The 20182-nt window shown below is 50.1% G+C and carries 39 protein-coding genes; 37 read left to right on the top strand and 2 right to left on the bottom strand.

What is annotated here, in order from left to right; translation table 11 throughout:
- Position 1: 1 nt before the first annotated feature.
- The 16 genes from EKM95_RS11820 (at position 2) to EKM95_RS07910 (ending at position 7027) form a co-directional block, all read left to right on the top strand.
- On the top strand, positions 2-862 hold the full coding sequence (locus EKM95_RS11820) for a hypothetical protein (RefSeq protein ID WP_225423244.1): 861 nt from the start codon (positions 2-4) through the stop codon (positions 860-862).
- Between the two features lie 294 nt (positions 863-1156).
- On the top strand, positions 1157-1318 hold the full coding sequence (locus EKM95_RS11675) for a hypothetical protein (protein ID WP_164510135.1): 162 nt from the start codon (positions 1157-1159) through the stop codon (positions 1316-1318).
- Entirely contained in the window at positions 1288-2226 is a 939-nt protein-coding gene (locus EKM95_RS07965; RefSeq protein WP_225423242.1) for a DNA cytosine methyltransferase, read from the top strand. The genes EKM95_RS11675 and EKM95_RS07965 overlap by 31 nt, the downstream gene beginning before the upstream one ends.
- A complete protein-coding gene (locus tag EKM95_RS07960) occupies positions 2223-2585 on the top strand; it encodes a DUF1642 domain-containing protein (protein ID WP_125697317.1) in 363 nt (120 codons plus the stop codon). The genes EKM95_RS07965 and EKM95_RS07960 overlap by 4 nt, the downstream gene beginning before the upstream one ends.
- On the top strand, positions 2582-2890 hold the full coding sequence (locus tag EKM95_RS07955; protein WP_125697316.1) for a hypothetical protein: 309 nt from the start codon (positions 2582-2584) through the stop codon (positions 2888-2890). Before EKM95_RS07960 ends, EKM95_RS07955 begins: the two co-directional genes overlap by 4 nt.
- Positions 2887-3168, top strand: a complete 282-nt coding sequence (locus tag EKM95_RS07950) for a hypothetical protein (RefSeq protein ID WP_125697315.1) — start codon at positions 2887-2889, stop codon at positions 3166-3168. The genes EKM95_RS07955 and EKM95_RS07950 overlap by 4 nt, the downstream gene beginning before the upstream one ends.
- Entirely contained in the window at positions 3155-3592 is a 438-nt protein-coding gene (locus tag EKM95_RS07945; protein ID WP_125697314.1) for a YopX family protein, read from the top strand. The genes EKM95_RS07950 and EKM95_RS07945 overlap by 14 nt, the downstream gene beginning before the upstream one ends.
- Positions 3589-3876 carry a beta-sandwich lipoprotein gene (locus tag EKM95_RS07940; RefSeq protein WP_125697313.1) on the top strand — a complete coding sequence of 96 codons (288 nt, stop codon included), beginning with the start codon at positions 3589-3591 and terminating at the stop codon, positions 3874-3876. The genes EKM95_RS07945 and EKM95_RS07940 overlap by 4 nt, the downstream gene beginning before the upstream one ends.
- Positions 3877-3888: 12 nt before the next feature.
- Positions 3889-4113, top strand: a complete 225-nt coding sequence (locus EKM95_RS07935) for a hypothetical protein (RefSeq protein ID WP_125697312.1) — start codon at positions 3889-3891, stop codon at positions 4111-4113.
- Positions 4110-4244 carry a hypothetical protein gene (locus tag EKM95_RS11930; protein ID WP_263852820.1) on the top strand — a complete coding sequence of 45 codons (135 nt, stop codon included), beginning with the start codon at positions 4110-4112 and terminating at the stop codon, positions 4242-4244. The genes EKM95_RS07935 and EKM95_RS11930 overlap by 4 nt, the downstream gene beginning before the upstream one ends.
- 35 nt (positions 4245-4279) lie before the next feature.
- Positions 4280-4450 (top strand): hypothetical protein, encoded by a 171-nt coding sequence (locus EKM95_RS11670; RefSeq protein WP_164510134.1) that lies wholly within the window; start codon positions 4280-4282, stop codon positions 4448-4450.
- Positions 4451-4558: 108 nt separating this feature from the next.
- Complete coding sequence (locus tag EKM95_RS07930; protein WP_125697311.1) at positions 4559-4783, top strand: hypothetical protein; 225 nt, start codon at positions 4559-4561, stop codon at positions 4781-4783.
- A complete protein-coding gene (locus EKM95_RS07925; RefSeq protein WP_125697310.1) occupies positions 4777-5193 on the top strand; it encodes a RusA family crossover junction endodeoxyribonuclease in 417 nt (138 codons plus the stop codon). Before EKM95_RS07930 ends, EKM95_RS07925 begins: the two co-directional genes overlap by 7 nt.
- Positions 5190-5690: a single-stranded DNA-binding protein gene (ssb, locus tag EKM95_RS07920; protein ID WP_125697309.1), complete on the top strand. Its 501-nt coding sequence runs from the start codon at positions 5190-5192 to the stop codon at positions 5688-5690. Before EKM95_RS07925 ends, ssb begins: the two co-directional genes overlap by 4 nt.
- 85 nt (positions 5691-5775) lie before the next feature.
- Complete coding sequence (locus tag EKM95_RS07915) at positions 5776-6195, top strand: ArpU family phage packaging/lysis transcriptional regulator (protein ID WP_164510133.1); 420 nt, start codon at positions 5776-5778, stop codon at positions 6193-6195.
- A 538-nt stretch (positions 6196-6733) separates the two neighbouring features.
- A complete protein-coding gene (locus tag EKM95_RS07910; RefSeq protein WP_164510132.1) occupies positions 6734-7027 on the top strand; it encodes an ImmA/IrrE family metallo-endopeptidase in 294 nt (97 codons plus the stop codon).
- Positions 7028-7177: 150 nt separating this feature from the next.
- On the opposite strand, the gene EKM95_RS07905 is transcribed toward EKM95_RS07910, so the two are convergent.
- Complete coding sequence (locus EKM95_RS07905; RefSeq protein ID WP_125697306.1) at positions 7178-7450, bottom strand: Txe/YoeB family addiction module toxin; 273 nt, start codon at positions 7448-7450, stop codon at positions 7178-7180.
- A gap of 2 nt (positions 7451-7452) precedes the next feature.
- Complete coding sequence (locus EKM95_RS07900) at positions 7453-7719, bottom strand: type II toxin-antitoxin system Phd/YefM family antitoxin (protein ID WP_125697305.1); 267 nt, start codon at positions 7717-7719, stop codon at positions 7453-7455.
- An 81-nt stretch (positions 7720-7800) separates the two neighbouring features.
- Here EKM95_RS07900 and EKM95_RS11665 point away from each other — a divergent pair, with 81 nt between their 5' ends.
- From EKM95_RS11665 to EKM95_RS07800, 21 genes are all read left to right on the top strand, one after another.
- Positions 7801-7938, top strand: a complete 138-nt coding sequence (locus EKM95_RS11665) for a hypothetical protein (protein WP_164510131.1) — start codon at positions 7801-7803, stop codon at positions 7936-7938.
- Positions 7938-8762: a terminase small subunit gene (locus tag EKM95_RS07895; RefSeq protein WP_125697304.1), complete on the top strand. Its 825-nt coding sequence runs from the start codon at positions 7938-7940 to the stop codon at positions 8760-8762. Before EKM95_RS11665 ends, EKM95_RS07895 begins: the two co-directional genes overlap by 1 nt.
- The gene (locus tag EKM95_RS07890) at positions 8746-10035 is read left to right on the top strand and encodes a PBSX family phage terminase large subunit (RefSeq protein ID WP_125697303.1); all 1290 of its coding nucleotides are present in this window, start codon (positions 8746-8748) and stop codon (positions 10033-10035) included. The genes EKM95_RS07895 and EKM95_RS07890 overlap by 17 nt, the downstream gene beginning before the upstream one ends.
- Before the next feature lie 16 nt (positions 10036-10051).
- Positions 10052-11518, top strand: a complete 1467-nt coding sequence (locus EKM95_RS07885; RefSeq protein WP_125697302.1) for a phage portal protein — start codon at positions 10052-10054, stop codon at positions 11516-11518.
- Positions 11457-11756 (top strand): ribosomal-processing cysteine protease Prp, encoded by a 300-nt coding sequence (locus EKM95_RS07880; protein WP_164510130.1) that lies wholly within the window; start codon positions 11457-11459, stop codon positions 11754-11756. The genes EKM95_RS07885 and EKM95_RS07880 overlap by 62 nt, the downstream gene beginning before the upstream one ends.
- 3 nt (positions 11757-11759) lie before the next feature.
- Positions 11760-13502, top strand: coding sequence for a minor capsid protein (locus tag EKM95_RS07875; RefSeq protein WP_125697300.1), 1743 nt, complete (start codon positions 11760-11762; stop codon positions 13500-13502).
- A 1-nt stretch (position 13503) separates the two neighbouring features.
- On the top strand, positions 13504-13710 hold the full coding sequence (locus tag EKM95_RS07870; protein ID WP_125697299.1) for a hypothetical protein: 207 nt from the start codon (positions 13504-13506) through the stop codon (positions 13708-13710).
- 76 nt (positions 13711-13786) lie between these two features.
- Complete coding sequence (locus EKM95_RS07865) at positions 13787-13990, top strand: LSm family protein (protein ID WP_125697298.1); 204 nt, start codon at positions 13787-13789, stop codon at positions 13988-13990.
- On the top strand, positions 13991-14320 hold the full coding sequence (locus EKM95_RS07860) for a YjcQ family protein (RefSeq protein ID WP_125697297.1): 330 nt from the start codon (positions 13991-13993) through the stop codon (positions 14318-14320). It begins immediately after the preceding gene.
- Between the two features lie 51 nt (positions 14321-14371).
- Positions 14372-14629: a hypothetical protein gene (locus EKM95_RS07855; RefSeq protein ID WP_125697296.1), complete on the top strand. Its 258-nt coding sequence runs from the start codon at positions 14372-14374 to the stop codon at positions 14627-14629.
- Between the two features lie 142 nt (positions 14630-14771).
- Positions 14772-15479 (top strand): DUF4355 domain-containing protein, encoded by a 708-nt coding sequence (locus EKM95_RS07850; protein WP_125697295.1) that lies wholly within the window; start codon positions 14772-14774, stop codon positions 15477-15479.
- Between the two features lie 18 nt (positions 15480-15497).
- Positions 15498-15848, top strand: a complete 351-nt coding sequence (locus EKM95_RS07845; RefSeq protein WP_125697294.1) for a hypothetical protein — start codon at positions 15498-15500, stop codon at positions 15846-15848.
- A gap of 11 nt (positions 15849-15859) precedes the next feature.
- Positions 15860-16108, top strand: a complete 249-nt coding sequence (locus tag EKM95_RS07840; RefSeq protein WP_225423240.1) for an Ig-like domain-containing protein — start codon at positions 15860-15862, stop codon at positions 16106-16108.
- A gap of 19 nt (positions 16109-16127) precedes the next feature.
- Positions 16128-17147, top strand: coding sequence for a major capsid protein (locus EKM95_RS07835; protein ID WP_125697293.1), 1020 nt, complete (start codon positions 16128-16130; stop codon positions 17145-17147).
- 10 nt (positions 17148-17157) lie between these two features.
- Complete coding sequence (locus EKM95_RS07830) at positions 17158-17490, top strand: phage head-tail connector protein (protein ID WP_164510129.1); 333 nt, start codon at positions 17158-17160, stop codon at positions 17488-17490.
- 95 nt (positions 17491-17585) lie between these two features.
- Complete coding sequence (locus tag EKM95_RS07825; protein ID WP_225423238.1) at positions 17586-17840, top strand: hypothetical protein; 255 nt, start codon at positions 17586-17588, stop codon at positions 17838-17840.
- Complete coding sequence (locus tag EKM95_RS07820) at positions 17830-18378, top strand: HK97 gp10 family phage protein (protein ID WP_225423236.1); 549 nt, start codon at positions 17830-17832, stop codon at positions 18376-18378. Before EKM95_RS07825 ends, EKM95_RS07820 begins: the two co-directional genes overlap by 11 nt.
- Positions 18375-18737 carry a hypothetical protein gene (locus EKM95_RS07815; RefSeq protein WP_225423234.1) on the top strand — a complete coding sequence of 121 codons (363 nt, stop codon included), beginning with the start codon at positions 18375-18377 and terminating at the stop codon, positions 18735-18737. The genes EKM95_RS07820 and EKM95_RS07815 overlap by 4 nt, the downstream gene beginning before the upstream one ends.
- A gap of 17 nt (positions 18738-18754) precedes the next feature.
- Complete coding sequence (locus tag EKM95_RS07810) at positions 18755-19222, top strand: phage tail tube protein (protein WP_125697289.1); 468 nt, start codon at positions 18755-18757, stop codon at positions 19220-19222.
- Between the two features lie 146 nt (positions 19223-19368).
- The gene (locus tag EKM95_RS07805; RefSeq protein ID WP_125697288.1) at positions 19369-19782 is read left to right on the top strand and encodes a DUF6096 family protein; all 414 of its coding nucleotides are present in this window, start codon (positions 19369-19371) and stop codon (positions 19780-19782) included.
- A gap of 5 nt (positions 19783-19787) precedes the next feature.
- On the top strand, positions 19788-20174 hold the full coding sequence (locus tag EKM95_RS07800) for a hypothetical protein (RefSeq protein ID WP_164510128.1): 387 nt from the start codon (positions 19788-19790) through the stop codon (positions 20172-20174).
- Positions 20175-20182 lie beyond the last annotated feature (8 nt).

The following is a 20182-nucleotide window of genomic DNA, read 5'->3' as shown; positions in this document are numbered from 1 at the left end:
GATGGATTATTTCAAGCAGCGTCGGGCTTTTCGTAAATTGCTCACAGAAGAATTGGAGCTCTCATTGGGCCAGGTATGCCTGTATCGCGAGTTATTAGACTACGCGAACGACGAGGGCAAAATGGAGCATCAATTCAGGTTGCGCAATTCGATCATAGCCAGTCGCACCGGCCTAACCGAAGAAGGCGTTAAAGCCGCACGGAATAGGCTGGTACAAGAACACTTGATTGAGTACACCCCCGGAAGTAAGTCCAAGAAAAGCCCGGGTTACAAACTGGTTCAGCTATACGGCGAGCACCCCAAGCAACTTGCTAGTAGTACCCCAGACAAAACCCTAACAGTACCCCAGGCTACCCCCATACCAGTACCCCAGACTACCCCGCATGAGTACTTACCAGTACTTGACTATGACTTGACTATTAAGAACACCCCTCTTACCCCCCACGGGGGAAATGAGCGTGTGATCGGCCCGGCCGAGGAGTTTGTTAGTGAGCTATGGCCCGCATACCCACGCAAGGGTGGAAACTTTGCCCAGGCACAACAAACGTATGTGCAGGCGGTGACTAGCGGGGAAACTACGAAGGCTGCCGTCCTGGCTAAGATTGCCGAATATAAGGCCTATATTGCGCTGAACCACGTGCAGACGGGATTTATCAAGACGGCGGGTAACTGGTTTGAGGGGCACGGCTGGATGAGCGAGTACGATACCAGCAAGCCCGCTAAGCTGCAGGAACCGAGCGGCCGGCAGGAGGCAACGCCAGGATGGTTGAATGCTGATCAGCCAGCAACTGGCGATGAACTGACCCCGGCTGATGAGGCTGAGCTGGCGGCGCGGTTAGCAAAATTGAAAGGTGATGCATGATCGTGGAAGGGACGGTAGTCCACGGTGGAACCGGAGGAGGAAACAAGTGGTACAGCGACACGCCGCGAGTGGAAATCGAGGTAGAGGAACTATGAGTTATCAAGTTATTGGCTTCGAGAGCGGCAAATCTTACTTCACGGCCAAATACAAGGAACTTTGCTTTCAGTGGATCAATCGGCAAACAAAGCATGGAGCGGCACCGAGTGATCGCCAGCGAGTGCACATCACACTGAGCGAGCCCGTTATAGTGTCGAAAATCGGCGTTGGAGCATGGGCGATCGGGAGGAAGCAAGTGTGAAAGCATACTACCATGGCACCCGGTACCCACATGGCGAGTATCCAGTGAGTATGGCTGTATTAGACGGTGTGGTCGTGCAGTTGCCAGACTGGCCAAGCCATGAAGCCCTTGTGCCGTATGCGGACGTTTGGATGAGTCAGGAGATGAGCCTATTCTAAAAATTTTAGAGCTATTCGGTGGCATCGGATCACCTCGCATTGCCCTCCGCAATCTTGGCGTTCCGGTGAAATCGATCGATTATGTTGAGATAGATGCAGCAGCCGTGCGGTCATACAACGCGATGTTTGATGGCCAGAAGTATGATCCGCAGAACGTCATTGGATATGATTTGAAGCCGGACATTCTCATCCACGGATCACCATGCCAGGACATCTCAATTGCCGGACGGAGGCTGGGGGTAGATGGAGGCAGTGGCACGAGGTCGAGTCTCATGTGGCAGACGCTAAAGATCGTTGAGCAAATGGGCGTGTGGCGTCCACGCATTATCATCTGGGAGAACGTCAAAGGCGTGCTTCAGAAACGCATGGCGGCTAACTACGCCAAATATTGCGACGTGCTGGATGGCCTCGGTTACACCACCACAAACGCCGTGCTGGATGCTAGACAGTTCGGCCTGCCACAATATCGCGAGCGGGTGTTCACGGTGTCAGTGCTCGGCGGACAGCCATTCGACTTTTGGCGGCTGAGACAGTCAGCTATGCGGCCAATCAGCGAGTTGCTGGAGAGCTGCGTGGAGGATGACTACATCATCGACAGTCCTTCGATGCTAAGTCGCTTGCCTGGCGCCTCTGGTGGTGCGTTCGCTGGGCGACTGATGCCAATCGACCGGTGGAGCTGGACGATAACGACCAAGCAGAACCGTAATCCTAACAGCGGTGTGGTGCCGCTCGGAGACGGCCGGTTCCGTCTGCTGACTCCACGCGAGTGCTGGAGACTGCAGGGGTACTCCGATGCTGACTTCGATGCCGCGGCCAGCGTGAATGGGAAGACGGCACTATACAAACAGGCCGGGAACAGCATTCCGGTGCCAATATTTGAATCAATATTTGAGGAGATGATCGTATGACTAAAGAAACGAAGCAGGACGTGTTCGAGGAACTGCTGGACGCTTATGACGACGCAAAATCTTCCGATGGTAACTTGCATCCGACACAGGAACTATTGGATTACGACGACCGTTACGCCGATGCCTTGCCAGATGAGATCGCGTTGATTCCGGAAGCAGTAGGAAAGTACATCAAGTACTGCAAAGGTGAGGGTGGCGTCTACAGCCTCATCGATGCTATGGAATTTGCAGATGACCCTAGTGAAGATTGGCTTCATGACACACCTGCCAACATTGATGCTTTCGCCCGTGCATGGCTGGACGGCGTGTGGCGCGTGGAAGAAACAGGCGAAATCGTGAAATTGGAGGCGGAGAAATGACAGAATTTACTGGTGGAATAAATATCCCGAAAGATGACATTGACTTTGGAGATTATGTCCTAATTGAGCAAAAACGATATGGAGTTCCAAATGAAATGTTTCAGTTTAAGGTTGTCGGTTCCTATCAATCAAACGCCTATCGTGATGTGCCAATGGACGGCGTAGATCGCGACAAGAAATGGCACCCACACGTTGTAGACGTTCTGAACGTTATCTGCTGTGGCATTGATGAAACCGAGGTTGATACAGTAAGAAAGGCTGACGTTAGACTGATTAAATCGCGACACTCGGAGGCGGAAAAATGAGTAAATATTGGGTACAAGATTCTGTTGAAGTTGAGAACCCATATCGGTACCGGGGGTACTTTGTAGGCAGGGAGCCAATATTTAACATTCAGAATTCCGCCTATGCATATGTAGACCACGGAAAGGTCGTCAAGATTGAGGAACGAAGCATTAGCGACATGGAAACCGTTGGTTCCGTGAGTTCGGTCACGTTTGAAGACGGTGCAATCACTGATATTCAAAATGGTCCAGGGTATATCACGTCAGGGCACTGGGAGGCGCGAGATGAGAGAGATTAAGTTTCGAGCGTGGATGCCGTATAACGAAGACCCGAACGACATGCGAATGGAATATTATCCACAGCTATTCGCAGAGGATGGAAACGGTATATTCAACATCAATAGTGCTTTCGCACATCAGATTGACTACTTCGCCGACAATGGCACCTATCCGGAAGCTGTTATCAAATTCATGCAGTACACCGGCCTGCACGATGAGAACGGGCGGGAAATCTACGAAGGCGATATCGTGAAGCTGCACCAAGTGGTTTTATCACCGGACGATACGATTGGTTGGGTTGAATACACAGCTCAGTATGGATACTCAATTCGGTTCGGCAAGCGTCGTTGCAGGCAGAGCGACTGGGCGACTGATGAAGGCGCAAATTACGAGGTCATCGGGAATATATTTGAGAATCCGGAGCTACTGGAGGAATCGAAATGAAGAAAAAACTAGCAGGTATGTTTTTGGGCTTGGCCATGCTGATGACACTGGGTGGCTGTGCATCTTGGAATCGTTTTACTAAGAATGTCAGCAGCGACGTCAACAACGGCCTGCCGCGTGAAATCAAGGTGTACAACGCGGAGGGTAAGGTTATCTTTCACGAGAAGGGCAAATTCGACATCAGCTACAAGGATCGGGATTTGCAGTATATCGACCAGAAAAACCGGAAGCACAACATCTACCTCGGCGACATGACAACCGTTGTTGTCGACGAGCTCAAATAAGGGGGAAGCGAAATGAACATGACTCGAAAGTGCTATGTAGTCAGCGAAGACAAGGAAACCCCCGCCAAGTTTTATGGCGTGTTTCAGGTCGCAAAGGTTGTGGGCGAAAGTCCATTAATCGGTGGTCATTCTGCTGGTCAAGTCATGGAGCCTGTTGCAGTGGTCGAATACAACGGCCAACTGCATAAAGCTTATCTTGATCAGGTTCATTTTGAAGATGTGGAGGAGCGAGAATGAAGCTGCTTCCCATTTTATTCTGGTTGACCACCGCACTCGCGATTATTATCACCGCGGCCATTGCAGTATTAAGTATCATGACGGGGCTGTGGATCATAGCCATTGCGTGGTGGTCCTACTTATTTGCCTGATAACCGTTGTCATTTATGTGGTGGAGGGATGACATATGAAGCATCGTAAGAAGTCCGCGATCAAGAAGAAGCACCGCCGCATGATGCAGGCGCGCGAGGACAACGAGGCTGCTATCAAGCTGACATCCGAACGCAAGCATTATGGCGGGAAGATGACACTCGATGAGCTGATCGACAGCAGCATCCATCTCGGGGGTGATCGGTGATGATACATGCAGTTGGGATCATCGTTCGCACGATGTTGGGCGCGGTGTCGGGCGGCTTGCTCGGGCTCGCGCTGTGGACCGTGGGAACAGTCGTATTAGGGGGAAAACATGGACGACGATGAAAAGAGCACATCACAGAAAGGCCTGGAGTTAGTTAGTTTGTTGACACTCATTCTGGTAGCGGCTAAGGCCTTCGGGTTTGCCACGTACTCGTGGATGTGGGCGTTTATGCCGATCGTGGCGTCTGCGGTAATCATTATCGGGTTCATCCTGATCGCGTTCATCGCTGTGGGGGTTGAGGCGATCCTCGACCAGAGGAAACATAAATGGTGATGATCGTGATCCCGGGGGAACCGGTAGCGCAGGGGAGACCTTGCTTCACGCGGACGGGGCGTGCATACGATCCTACCAAATCTCGCAACTATAAAGCCCTGGTGCGACAGTTTACCACGCAGGCGGTCACAGAACCGCCCATATCGGGTCCTGTCCGCTGCGAGGTAAAGATGTTCCGGTCAATCCAAAAAGCCGGCAGTACGGCGCTACACGTCCAGAAAGCGCAAGGCTTCGTTCGACCGGTGGTGAAGCCAGACGTCGACAACGTTTTTAAGGCCGTCACGGACGCGATGAAGGGCATCGTGTGGCTGGATGACAACCAGATTGTCGAGGCCCGGATCGAAAAATTCTACAGCGACACCCCGCGCGTCGAGGTAGTCGTCGAAGCAATCAAGGAGGATAAAACATGACAAATGTCGTGGCACTAACGGGGCGCCTCACACGTAACCCGGAACTCAAGTACACACAATCTGGAGCCGCCGTCGCAACGTTCACGTTGGCGGTCGATCGAAACTATCTCAACGTGCAAGGCAAACGAGAGACTGACTTTATCAACTGCGTCATTTGGAAAAAGGCCGCCGAGAACCTGGCGAACTATATCAACAAGGGTAGCCTAGTCGGCGTGAACGGTAGCGTGCAGACACGAACATATGACGACAAGGACGGTAAGCGAGTATACGTGACCGAGGTCAATGTCGACAACGTGACGTTCTTGGACACGAAGAAGGATAGCCCTGCGGCAAATGGTGGTGCCTATTCGACGTCGAACACAGGTTCCGGCTCAATTACGCCTACATCGGCTAACACGTCGAATACGGCCAATATCGGGGCAAATACGACGCCCGCAAATCAGCTCCCGGACAGCGGCGGACTGATCGACATCTCCGACGACGACCTGCCGTTCTGAATTTAGGCAAGAAAAAAGCGCACCATCACTGGCACGCTCCGAATATTTCAGACAAATCTATTCTAGCATAGGGGTGACGCAGGTGATGGCATTAGTTCCAGATGTGGATGAGCAAGCAAGTCGAGACAACGCGCGGAAAGTGCTCAAAGAATACAGACGATACGCACGCATGGTGGGGGAGCCACTTGTTGACATCAAGTCGCCTTCAATTGATGGTATGCCACGAACACAAAGCTTCGAGAACTCCGTTGAGGCCAAGCTCACTGATCGTTTTAACGCCGATCTAGAGTATGCAGCAATGCGTAACGCATTGGCCAGTATGCCATTTCAATTTTACTGGGTGCTCTATTACTCATTTTGCACCCCCGCCCCGATGACGGCTGAAGAGATAGCTGCTCGAGTGGGCCTAGCAAATAAAGATGCAGTGGACTATGTAAAGCGTCAAGCGCTGATGTGGTTCGCAGAAGCATTCAAACATGGGCAGTGCTTAAAATTCCGTTTTTAGTCCGCTTTTTGTCCGAAAAAATTCAGCGCTTAGTTAAGAAACAGGTGCTATACTGGTATTAATCAAGTAGCAGGTAGAGCGTGCCCGGGACGCAATGTGGTTGACCACCCAATACCACAATTTGTAGCCGTAGCTCATCAGGAAGAGCACCAGTGCAAAATGCACTGGAAGGAGGCTGGTTCAAGACCCGCCGACTACATGGCCCACCCCCCCAAGGGGCCAACTTTCTTTCAACTTCTACTCCTCCAAGTAGAAGATTCTGTTTCAACCGTCAGTCGGTGGATAACTGCTGGCGGTCATATAGCTGCACAGAGCGTCCTTATGGGCGCTTTTAGTTTGCAATCAAAAAGGGGAGTGATGGGCTCCCCTCCCAAACTACTTATGACGTGGTGTCGACCGCTTGTAACCCGGCTGCACCTTTGGCCCACGTGAAGGACTCACTGGAACAGTTTTTGGACCGGGCTTGTGCGGATGCTGCGGGAAATGACGATGTTCCGGCTTGCTCATCCTAGTTGCTTCCTTTCTGGAGATGAAATTTATGACAAAGCATATTACAGTCTCCGGTATCAATTATGAAATTGTGTACCGGAAAAATCCAAATGATCGCGGCGAATCTGTCTGGGGCTTCTCCGATTACGAACATACTAGGATTGTTATAAAGAAGAACATGTCTAAGCAGAAGCAGCGACAGACCCTCATGCACGAACTGACGCACATTGCCGTGCATGAGGCTGGTCGTGATGATCTTTGCAATGAAGAGGCGCTGATTAATCCCCTGGGCAATGTCCTCTATCAGACGTTTAAGCCAGTTGTGGACTGCCTTGTTCCGTGAGCCGAGGTTGCTGGCGGTCATAGTGCCTCGGCACGAGAGTTTTATTCTAGCGACGAGCCGGCGGAGAACGGTCATCGTCCCAGCATATACACGGCACTGGTCCTCGGACGCAGTGCCATTTTTATGCAAACAAATAGCCCGCGTTGCGGGCTACATTGACTCGTAATGTGACCAAGCCGACAAGATGCGAACGACGTGATTGCTTTTGTCGATCGTGTAAACGACACGGTGCTGGCCATTGATGCGCCGGGAATATTTACCCGCCCCAGGGGAAGCCAACTTCTCAAACGATTGTGTCGGGGCGTACGGATCCTTTTTCAGGACTTCGAGGATGCTCAGAAAGCTGGCACGATAAGGGCTTTTGAGTACCTTACGGATGTCGTTTTTGGAAGCCGTCTTATATTTGATAATCCAGTCTTCCACGCTCAATCCTCGTTATCTATCTCGGCAATCAGATCATCAATAGTTCCCGGCTCGTCCGGCTCGTTCTCACGGGCCAGGGCGTCCTGCAACTGACCGTTAGTCAATAGCGCCAGCGTTTCGAGCATCGCCTCGTAGTCGCGCTTACCAACGATGTAGGCACTCTTATCATCATCGGCACCAGCAATCAATGCGGGGGCGCTGTCGCGGTTAACGTTAGTGATGACAGCATATAGGCCACTGCGAGCCTTGGTCGGAGTTAATACCTCCATGTTTACCACCCTTTCCGTACGGAGTTCCGTACGCAGTTTATGATAACGCACGCGATGACGTACGTCAAGCGGAGGGATTATATGAGCCAAATGGTGATGACCAAGTACGGCTACATGTCGAAGGCCGAGGCCCGGATCATCGGGAAACTCGCCAAAGAGGAACACGACAAGAAGACTAAAGATGACAAGAAGAAGCCCGGGAGGTGTGGTGATATGTAATGGCGAGGAAGAGAGATCCAGCCCGCGAACTGGCACGTGATCTTTGGCTTAAGTCGGACAAACGGGCCAAGCTAAAAGACATCGCAGCACAACTTGGCAAGAAAGCATCTCAGATTCGCAAGTGGAAATCTGAGGATAAATGGGAAGACGTACAAACAAAAGGGAACGTTCCTAAACAAAAGGAGCGTTCCCTTTCGCGTGCCCCGGATGTCAGCGAGCCCAAGAACGCAGCCGAAGAACGATACCGACTCTTCGCGTTCTACTACTTGCAGAGATTCAACGCGACGTGGGCTTACATGAAGGTCTATCGAACCAGTTATGACTCAGCAATGGCCTCTGCGTCCAAGCTCCTAAGAATTGACAAGGTCCAGCAATACATTACTGAGTACCGCGAGCAGAATGAACAGCGACTCCAGGTGACCGCCTCAGACTTGCTGAACGAGCTGGTCAAGCAAGCCAAATCTGACATTTCCGACTATCTTGACTGGGCCACTGAGGAGCATCTCAAGTATAAGGAGAACGAAGACGGTGAAATGGAGACCGTCACGGACCCCGAGACAGGCAAACCCCAGACATACTGGTTCAATCGTATCAAGTTCAAAGAAGCGACTGGTGTTGATACATCTTTGATCAAGTCGGTGAGCCTCGACAAGGGCGAGATCAAGCTAGAGTTGTACGACAAGCAGAAGGCAATCAAAGAGTTGCTCGATCGGTTGCCCGAGCCTGTCGGCGACGATGGGGACAACGACGATGGATTTTTGAAGGCAATTGATAAGTCAGCTGAAGACGCTTGGAAGGATGACGAGGATGGTAAGAAGAATTAAACCCCAACCGATATTCAAATTTGCGCCATTCTCCAAAAAACAGCTTCAGGTGCTGACCTGGTGGCGTTACCCGGGTACGATGAATCATAAGATGTTGATCTGCGACGGGAGCGTTCGTGCAGGAAAGACTGTTACCATGTCGTTGTCGTATGTAATATGGTCCATGACCAACTACAGCGGCCAGAACTTCGGCATGGCTGGCAAAACCATTGGGAGCTTCAGACGGAACGTTCTCAGTCCGCTCAAACGCATGCTTGCTGGCCGGCACTACCAAGTGCTGGATCATCGGACCGACAATATGATCGAGATTCGCAAGGGTGGCGTGACAAATTTTTACTACATTTTTGGTGGGAGGGATGAGTCATCACAGGACCTAGTGCAGGGGATAACCACTGCCGGGTTTTTCTTTGATGAGGTCGCGCTGCAACCAGAGTCCTTTGTTAACCAAGCGACCGCTCGTGTGTCCGTTGATGGCGGAAAGTATTGGTTCAATTGCAACCCCGAGGGGCCATATCACTGGTTCAAGCTCAACTGGCTCGATGACAAATCTAAGGACTCGCTTATCATTCACTTCACGATGGATGACAACCCAAGCTTGAGTGATCAGATCAAGCGAGATCTTCGTAGCCTGTACACCGGTGTCTTCTATCGGCGTTATATTGAAGGCCTTTGGGTGCTCGCTGAGGGCGTTGTATATAGCAACTGGAACCAAGACACGATGACAGAGCACATCACGGATGTACACGACTACGAGGACTACTACGTTAGCTGTGACTATGGCATTCAGAATCCGACCGTGTTCCTGATGTTCGGGCAAAAGGGTACGACCTGGCATTGCCTCAAGATGTTCTATCACAGCGGACGAGAGTCGCAGGTGGAGCACGATGATGCTTGGTATGCAGATCGAATGGATGAGTTCATTGGTGACATTAAAACAGACATCATCATAGACCCCTCTGCGAGCTCGTTTAGACGCACTTTGCAGAACCGCGGGTATTCGGTAAGAAAAGCAAATAACGATGTTGTGCCGGGCATTAGGGCCACGCAGACGGCCATGAACTCTGGTAGGCTTATGTTCGCAGATAATCTCAAGCAGATGTTTGCCGAGTTCGGTTCGTACATCTGGGATGCTAAGGCGGCTGAACGTGGTGAAGACAAGGTCGTCAAGCAGCATGACCATTGCATGGACGCATTGCGGTATTTCGTCTATATGGTCATTTACAAGAACGTGACAGCGAAGATGGTGCAGAAGCCAAGTTGGTTGCGTGGATAGAAAAGAGGACAGATCAATGGGAATTGGAATTGATAGAGAATTAGCCGGTGACATCGATCATCCGAGCCTCGAGGTGATTTCTTACGCAATCAAGCAACGGCAACGAGCCGTGCGGCGTTTAGATCATCTCTTCGCTGAGTACAACGGCAAGCAAAGTATTCTGCAGCGTAGGCTTCAACACGAATCACGGTCCGGCGGCCACGAAGCCCCCCGCATCATGGTGAACCACGCCAAGTATGTGACGGATATGGTCGTTGGTTTCATGACTGGTAATCCAATCAGCATCACAGGGGGAAAAGGAAAAGATATTCAGCCACTCATGGAAGTGCTCGACCAGATGGACATCAATTCACACGATGCTGAATTGGAGAAGGATCTGTCCGTTTTCGGAGAAGCATACGAGCTGATCTATCTCGATCTGCTTGATGACGGTAGCACGCAGGAAAGGGTGGCCAAGATTGACCCGCGTGGTTGTTGCCTAGTAACTGATGACACTGTTGATAAGACTCCACTATTCGGAATCCATTGGCTCAAGAAGTACACACTGACCGGAGCCACAGATGGGTATCTCACAACTGTCTACACACCACACAATGTGATCACGTATAGGACCGGCGGGCTCTATCCCAATGAGACAAACATCCGTGAGTATCAGGAAACGCCACAGTATTTCGGCGGCGTGCAGCTTAATGAGTTGCGGAATAACGAGGAACGCCAAGGCGACTACGAACAAGCGGTTACGCTGATTGACGCATACAACTCTTTGCAGTCTGATCGTCTCGATGACAAAGATGCGTTTGTGGATGCGCTGCTCGTTGTTTATGGTTTCAAGCTCGAGGACAGCGTCGTGAAGAACGGCATGATCGAAGCTCCAGGCAAGGGTGATGATGGGGCCGAGGTAGACTGGCTGACCAAATCAATGGATGAATCACAGATTCAGCTGTTGGCTCAGTCACTCGAAGACGATATCCACAAAGTCACGTATGTGCCAAACATGAACGACAAGAACTTTATGGGAAATGTGTCTGGTGAAGCCATGAAGTACAAGCTTTTCGGCTTACTCCAACTGCTTGCAGTGAAGCAACGTTATCTAGCTCGTGGGATTCAACGTCGATTGAAGCTGCTGACCACGATGATCAACATCAAGGGCCAGCAAGCGGACAGCGATGGTGCCGAGATCAAGATTGTGCCAAACATTCCAGTAAACCTCACGGACATCGTCAACAATATTAAAAATGCTGATGGTGTTATTCCTCAACAGATTGCTCTCAGTTGGCTTCCGGGGTCAGACAACCCAGATGAGTTAGTGGCAATGTTAAATGCCGAGAAACAGCAAAATTTGGCGCATCAGGCACGATCAATCGCTATGGCTGGTGGTGAACAACAATCAAGTTATGACAACGAGGATGGAGGTGAACCAGATGATCAAGGTGACAATCACACGCAACCCGGACAATCAAGCAATCACAAGTTACCTGATTGAGGGACACGCGCTTTATCTACCTAAGGGTATGGACATTGTGTGTGCAGCCGTTTCGGCCCTTAGCATTGCCATTACCAATGAGCTGTATGGTGGCCATGCCTTGAGTGATAAGGAACGGCTACACGTCTTTGCCATTCCACCCAACGAACAGAATCGCGTTTTGACCGACGCTTTGTATCACGGGCTCGCTGATATTGCTATGCAGTACAAAGACAACCTGCAAGTGATTGAGGGGTAGCCTATGGACACCAAGGACGACAAGCAGGATAGTTTCGGGTACTGGGAACGTCGAGCCGTTGAGCAAGACGCCGAGTTACACAAGGGCATCAAGAAGCCAGAAAACAAAATCCTTATCGCATATTTCCAAGCACAAGAGTATCTCAAGGCTGAAGCCAAGAATATTTATGATCGTTACTCTGCTCAACCCGGTATGAACGAAGATATGATGCATGATTTGCTTAACGCGAAGATGGCATCAAATGACTTGTCTGATCTGATTGCCATGCTCAAAGTGACTAAGGATAAGCAAGTCCGCAAACAGATTCAACGCTATCTCAATGCAATGGCTGCTAAGGCTCGTATTACTCGGCTTGAGATGTTGCGGGCTAAAGCCTACGTTGTGGCCAAACAATTAGCAGACGTACAATTGCGGCAAGAAACAGATTTCCTGTCTAAGGCCGTTCAGGCGTCCTACAAGCAGGCCGCGGTAGAAGCAATCATTGGCCAGGCAAATCATGACGTGCAGGTCAAGGCACCACGTTCTTTCCCGGGTGCGAGCAAGCTTCCTAATGTGATCGAGTTCAACGATCCAGACACGGGCGAGGCAATCAAAACAATTGAGCTACACCCTGATAAGCCCACCAAAGTTTTCAAACAGCTCTCAACGTCACAGACGCGCGCTGTGCTGAATATTAAGTGGGTCGGAGGTAACTACTCCAGTCGTATTTGGAAGAACACTGATCATCTTGCAGACAGGCTCGGCGAACTTTTTACTGCCCAACAAATGAGTGGTATGAGCGAGCGTGATATGATTGCCGCGTTGCAAAAGGAGTTCCAAGTTGGCGCTTATGTAGCTCGGCGCCTGATCAGAACCGAGGCGAATTTTGTGGCTGGTCAGGCCAAGCTTATGGGGTGGCGTGCACATGGAGTGAAGCAGTATGTGTTGATTGCCGTACTTGACTGGCGCACATCAACCATCTGTCGTGAAAAGGACGGTCAGGTCTTCAACGTAGCTGATGCTCACTGTGATGGTGCGAAAGGCAACTACCCGCCGTTCCACTCGTTCTGTCGCACCGTGGCCGCCGCATACTTTGGCAAGGACACGTTTGTTGGCAAACACGATTACAATAATCCACTTGGCCACGCCATTGCATTACCTGCCGGTACGACATGGCACGAGTGGGAACAGGCGCTGATTGATAAATATGGTGAAGAAGCTGTGCGTGAAAGTCAGCAGAAAGCTAGCAATCAAGCAACTGATTCAGAACTATTTGACCGATACAAAGCGTTAATGACAGACGATATGCCCGAAACCTTCGACGATTTCCAGACAATGAAGTATAATGGCGACAGAGATTGGCAGTTACTTCAACTTGATTACGAACGACGAATGCGTCTTACGAGAGATTCATCTCTTGGATTGCCAAATGCTTCTATGGCTACTTCGGATACAAGAAAATTCACTAGCTATCTATTCGGTGGTTCGAACGAAAAAGGACTTGAAAAAGGACAAAACTTTACCCGAGTTCTTGGGTATGACGCCGATAATTGGAAAGACTTGAAAAAAGTTCTACTTGAAAATTCGTCACAGTTTCCCGCGAAGAAAACTAGAATGAATGGTGATGGGTCCGAAGGCTGGATGCAAAATCAGGTAGTTCGCGGTGTAAACGGACAGCTTGCCAATGTGAAAACTGCATGGGCAAGTAAAGACGGTAAGACCTGGCTTGTTACTGCGTTTATTGAAGGGGCAAAGGAGGAGGTCTAGGATGAAGTACCAAGAGCTTGATAATGTTTTACTTAAAGACGGCAGAACGGCAACCATCATGGATATTACCGGCACCTATACGATTGATGTCGGACATTCTGACGCCACCTGGGGAATTGAATATGTTGAAGACGACGACATCGAGCGAAAACTGACCATTGTTGAGTTCAATGCGCTATACGAGAAAGAAAAGTTAGCTGACAAATAAGTTACCACAACCGCGTGGATGCTTTTAGTTTGAAAACGTGGTGTTCATTTAGTGCCGACGAGGAAGGTGATTGACTATGGAAAAACTGAATAAGAATTATTTCGGGTTAGCCGTTGAGATTACTACTACGGATGGTAAACGATACGAGGGCGTTGTTAGTGATGTAATCTCTGCTGCTAATAACTCAGAGGACGGCGAGGATGCCTTGACGATGCCAGTTAACGGCTTTGATACCTACTTTCCTGTGAGTGAGATTCAATCCATTAAGGAGGCTGATTAGATGGCAAAGGACGATTACTTTGTGATTGTTTACCAGCTCCTCAAGTTGCTGTATGAGAACTTGAAGCAGGGGAAGCAGATTACCAGCCAAGAATTCAATGATCTGTGCATCAATCTGAATCAGTCATACTGGGACTTCATTGTTCTCAATATGTCGAGAGACGGCTATATCAGTGGTGTTGTTGAAATTAAAACACTTACTGGCATTGCTCCAAAAATTCAAGATGTGATGATCACTCCAAAAGGAATCGAATATCTTTTCAGCAATTCAATGATGGAGCGAGTAAAGAACACTTTAAAAGATCTTAAGTCGATTGTTCCAGGAATGTAGCATCCACAATTTCGTGGGTGCTTTTAGTTTGGCCAAATTCAGGAGGAACTCATGGCAAAATATCGTAAGAAACCTGTAGTCGTTGATGCGTGGAAAATCGTACCGATTGATATTGATAGCGTTGTGCCAGTCTGGTTATTCAACGCGATGGCGAATCATGAAGTCAACGAACACGGCGAAGGATACATCATCCAAACACTTGAAGGTGAGATGATTGCCAGTCCTGGCGATTACATCATCCGAGGTGTGATGGGCGAGCTATATCCGTGCAAACCCGATATTTTTAAAGCGACATACGAACCTGCTTAACAAATGGGCCTGGGGAGGCCCACCAAACAATACCTAAAATCAATCATGCGAAGAGAGAAGCGAACATGCTGAACCAGCGTCCTGCCACGGCAAGGCGCTTTTATTGTGCTCGCTATCCAATGCAGGATAGGAGATTTGTGTTATGAAGAAGAATTTGATTTTGCATGCTCCACTGAAGCTGAACTTGCAGATGTTTGCAGAAGGCGGCGATGGCGGCTCGGATGATGGTGTTGGCGCGGTTGGTGTTGGTCAAAACGGCCAACAAGGAACTTCTGGTGATGATGATAAGGGCAACGATTCAGCCAATAAGCCCTCTGAATCTGCCGGCGAAGCAACCGCTAAGGCGAACCCGAATGCCGTTAGCTTTGCCAGTCAGGCTGAGTTAGATGCTCTTGTTGCCAGTAAGATTAACGATGCCAAAAACCAGTGGCAAACCGATGCGCAGAAGCAGAAAGCCTATGAGGACATGACGCCAGCTGAGAAGCAGACGTATGACCTTAAGCAAACGCAAGACGCTTTAGCACAAGAGAAGCTCAAAACACTGACTCTTACCAACAAGGCCACGTTGAGCGCTCGTCTTGCAACAGACAAATTGCCAGGCAATCTAATCGAGATGTTTGGTGATGTGCTCGGCCAGGATGAAAAGGCAATTGATGCGGCCTACACCAAGGTTTCTGGAATCTTCCGCGATGCAGTTAAAGCTGGTGTTGATCAGCGGCTTAGTGCTTCTGCTGGTGCACCTGGTGCCACTAATAATGGAGCATCTGAATCTGCCGGCGAAGCAACCGCTAAGGCGCGGAATGCAGAACCGAATGTCGGAAAGAAAAACCCATGGGCAATCCACGGGTAACACAAGGAGGAAATGACTATGCCATATGTTGAAAATGAGCACGTTGACCAGATCAATTTCTTGGCCAGTGCTAAGTTCCAATCGTTCACGGAATACGTGGACAACACAAATGCGGCAGTGATCACTAATGATCGTGGCCGCAAAGTTATCCCAGCTGGGACGATTTACCCAGCTAACGATGCAACTGCGAAAGGGGTCACGATTGATGAAGTCGACGTGACTAACAATGCGGCCCCTGTTGGAGTAATCGTTGAGGGTTACTTGTTGCAACAACGTTTGCCTGTAGCTCCGGCTGATGCAGCTAAAACTGCAATGACCGGTATCAAATGGCGTGATGAAGCGGGCGCATCCGGCGCCCCAAAAGCGTAACGCCTGATGGTGTGACAATTTCACAGAAGACGATGACCGGCGCTGTCGGGACTTCGAAAGACATTACTGTGACGGTCACCCCTGATGGCGCGCCGCAAGATATCACGGTTGCTTCTGACAATGAGCAGATCGCAACTGTGACTAAGAAGAGTGCTGGTACATACATCGTTACCATAGCTGGTGAAGGTAGTGCCGACATCACGTTCACTGCGGGTACTGTTTCGGCCGCATTAGCAGTGACAGCAACTGCGGCTCAATAACAAATGGAGGTATTGATTTATGACAACTATTGCTGATCTCTTCAGCCAACATGAGTTGGTTGATTACTCCGCCAATCGGACTTATCCGGTGATGCTGGGCGACACATTGTTTCCAACTCGTCGGGTGGAAGCTCTGACGCTTGATGTACTCTCACGTAGCACGAAGGTGCCGATTCTTGCCAATGTTGCTGGTTTTGATACAGAGGCAGAAATTGGCAGCCGTGAGGCCAACAAACAGGTGCAGGATTTGGCGCTGATCAAGCGGAAGATGCAGATCAAAGAACAAGACTTGTACGCGTTGCTTAATCCACGTACACCGCAAGAAGGCGATTACCTGCGCAACAACGTGTATGGGGACTTTGATGTGCTGAACCAAGGCGTTCTGGCACAAATTGAACGCATGGCCATGGAACTGTTGGCAACCGGTAAGGTTACGCTCAACCCAGATGACAAGAAGTCTGGTGTGCTTGATTACCAAGTACCGAAGACGCATCAGGTTGCCGCTACAACCGCGTGGGACAGCGACGATGCCGACCCGCTGAATGATTTGTTTGATTGGTCAGACATGCTGGATATCACCCCGACACGGGCTATCACATCCAAGAAGCTGTACCGCGCGTTCACACGTAACGCAAAGGTCATCGCGGCTGTGTTCGGTAAAGATTCCGGCCGTGTTGTTGGTCAAGCTGATTTGGACACATTCCTCGAAGCACAAGGCCTGCCGATCATTCGGCCGTATGGTGATAAGTACAAGACCCAAGGTGCGAACGGCAAATTCACCACCAAGACATACTGGCCGGATGACAAGATTGCGTTGTTCGATGACGAAATCGTTGGCGAAAAGATCTTCGGCCCCACTCCTGAAGAACTGGCAAATTTGTCCGACGTACAAGGTTCTACAGTTGCCAATATTTATGACATGGTCTACACAGAATCCAAGGATCCAGTGGGCACCTTTGAAAAGGCATCAGCTGTCGCTTTGCCATCTTTGGCTGAACCGGACCAGATTCTGCAGGCCACCGTCACGCTCAGTAAGTAGGTGAATGCTCATGACGACCGAAGAAGATAAAACTGAGCAGATTTCGGCAATTCAACGCCGTGTTGGGGCCAATGATGCAGACAAACCATTGCTCTCTGATCTCTTTGATGAGGCACTGGCCGCGGTCCTTGACTACACAGGGCGAACTGATGCGCAAATGAACCACTCGTTGATGCTGGGTGCGCGTCGTCTTGCTGTGGTGTTCTACAACCAGCAAGCAGATGAAGGCGAGACCCAGCGCGTAGAGGGCGGCGTGACGCGCGCCTTTGAAGTGGGGATTCCCGCTTCAATTCGCTCATCGATTGCGCCCTATCGGCTTGGCAGATCGAGGCGATTGTCATGAGATTACGACCACAAGATCTGCGAACGATAAACCTACGACAACGAGTCAACACTCAGGACGATGAGGGTAATTCTGTGAAGGGTTGGGGAGACGCTGTGGCTATTGAAGCCAACGTTCAACCCGCTTCTGGTCAACTGAACGCTTCGATTTATGGGGAAAGATTGGCATACATGAAAAACCTGAAGTTGCAAAGCGACTCGGTGATCGAGAATCGTGATGAAGGCTGTGGCGTCTGCCTCGATGTCGAGGCGGACGCAGAACCCGATTACACAATCGTCAGCATTAGTACCTTTGCTACACACAAGAACGTCCTGATTGAGCGATTGGAGCGTGGTGGTGATGGGCGTTGAACTTGATATGTCCAAAGTGATTGCTAACCTAAAGCGGCTTCCTCAACTGATCCACGATTCAGCCTGGGATGCCGCTTTTGATGTGGTTGAATTGACCACTACACGGGCGACTGAGCGTCTCCAATCCGACATGAAACACTCAAGCGGTTCTCTTGCACGAAGCCTTAAGTATGAAGTGGTTGTCGATAATCAGCAGAACATCATTGGCCGCGTGTGGTCCGATGATGCAGTCGCCGTGTACCGAGAACTGGGGACGGGTGCACATGGGCAGGCCTCAAGAAAAGATATTCCGTCAGGCTTTCAACCGGTGTACCGACAAACCCCCTGGTTCATTCCGGTGGATATGGTTGATGTGGACCTCAACAAAATATACGGCATGCGAAAGCTGACCATCAAAGGTAAATCGTTCTTTGTCACCTCTGGTCAACCGGCAAGACAGTTTCTTGTGCCTGCGCTACGGGAGACTGGTGAGCGCGATGCTAAACGTCTGTTGGAACAGCGCATTCACGATGGCCTTCAAGGAGGGATGCAAAAGTGATCTACAACATGAACGTTGAAGTGATGAAGATTCTTAGGAGCATCACCGATTTGAAGCTTTGCGCGACTGATTATCCTGATGACTGGTCGCAGTTTCCCGCCGCGATTTATCGGACGGCACATGCACCAGTGCAAGTGGACGCTTACCAGGTCGAGAGACAAACACAATGGACAGTGACAGTTGAGCTATACACGGACAGTGGTAGCCTGACCACGATCACTGAGAAACTTCGGCTCGCTTTCGGAGAGATTGGATTTTTTGGTAATACAACACAATCGAACACTGCGGACCTGCGTCGCGCGGTTTGCACATTTAGTGCCACGGTCGACAACGACTTGAAGCGCGTCTATCACAAGTAAACAAGGAGGATTTTGCAATGGTGAAAATGAATTTACAGCGGTTCGCGGAAACCGCAGATGCCAGTCAAGGGTTGCTGTCTAAGGGCACGACCTTGACCTATACGCCTCATGGCGGTTCTGGTACAGCTACTGAGATTACTGATATCAGCACAGTACCAGAAATTGGGTCCGATCCAGAAAAGGTTGATGTCACGACCTTGGCCGATGACAAAAAGAAGTCAATCGCGGGTATTCAAGATGCGTCTAGCCTTGCGTTCACTGCCATCTATAAAGGTAGCAACTTTAAAGCTGTGAGCGCCCTTGATACGGCCACGAACTACGACTGGACTGTCACTTATCCAGACGGTATGACCGTGACCTTTACCGGCCAGCCATCGCTGAAGCTGAGTTCGGCCGAAGTCAATGGGGCTTTGAAGTTCACTCTGACGGTCGTTGTTTCCGATGGACCGGACTTCCACCCAGTAGACGCGGCCCCAAAAGCGTAACGCCGCCATCGTCTGACGGTGAGAGTTCTGCCACCGGAGAACAAAGCGGCGAAACAGGGACTGAGGGCGCGTAGCCTACGAGCGAGTCACCCGTCGAAAGGTGGCCCGTTATTGCACCACAATATTATTTGAAAGAGGTATTCATCATGACAATTAAGAAACCAACTACAGTGCAGTTTGGCGGCTTGGAATTAAGTCTGCAGTTAAGCGGCCGTAATGTTATTAACATTGAGGGCCGGCTCAAAGAAAGCATGATCGGCATGTTTCTCAGTGCTGAAGGTGGCATGCAATTGCCCCCAGCTAACAAGCTACTGATCGTGCTCCAAGGAGCCAACAACGTCCATGGTGTAACTGACGAGAAGATTGCCGACGCTTTTGAAAAGTTTCTCGATGAGGGGCATACGACGATGGACCTCATGAAGATCGTGCAAGACCTGCTCGATGAATCAGGTTTTTTAGGAAAAAATATGGAACCGAAGAAGGACGAGAAAGCGGGCTCTGGCAGAAAAGTCGTGACGCTCGACGCACCGGAAGCAGTGGCGGAAAGCCCACTCGACTAAGATCGTTGACTGACCTATTCGAGGCGCTTAAACAGCCTGCCATCGATTCGGGTATTCCGGCGACTGAGTACCCTGACATGACCTACGAACAAATTGTAAGTCAGATTAAGGCCTATCGGCACCAGCATCAAGAACGATTGCGAGAGCAAGCTGTAATGGACCACACACAGGCATCACTGATGGCGTTTGCGTTGAACGATCCATCAAAGATGCCAGATCTATACAAGGCATATCCGTTCTTGCGGGGACTTGGTACTGATGAATCAAAAGCTCCCAATCGACCTGCACAAACTAATTCGGCTTGGCAAAATGATCAGGCACTCTTGATGCAACAAGCGATGCTGGTCAAGGCCACATTACAACGGAAAAAACAGCAATTACAAGGAAGGTGAGGTGATAA

This window comes from Lacticaseibacillus yichunensis, from assembly GCF_003946405.1.
GTDB classification, from domain to species: domain Bacteria; phylum Bacillota; class Bacilli; order Lactobacillales; family Lactobacillaceae; genus Lacticaseibacillus; species Lacticaseibacillus yichunensis.
The sequence above is the reverse complement of the archived record's forward strand: the minus strand, read 5'-3'. Positions and strand labels throughout refer to the sequence as shown.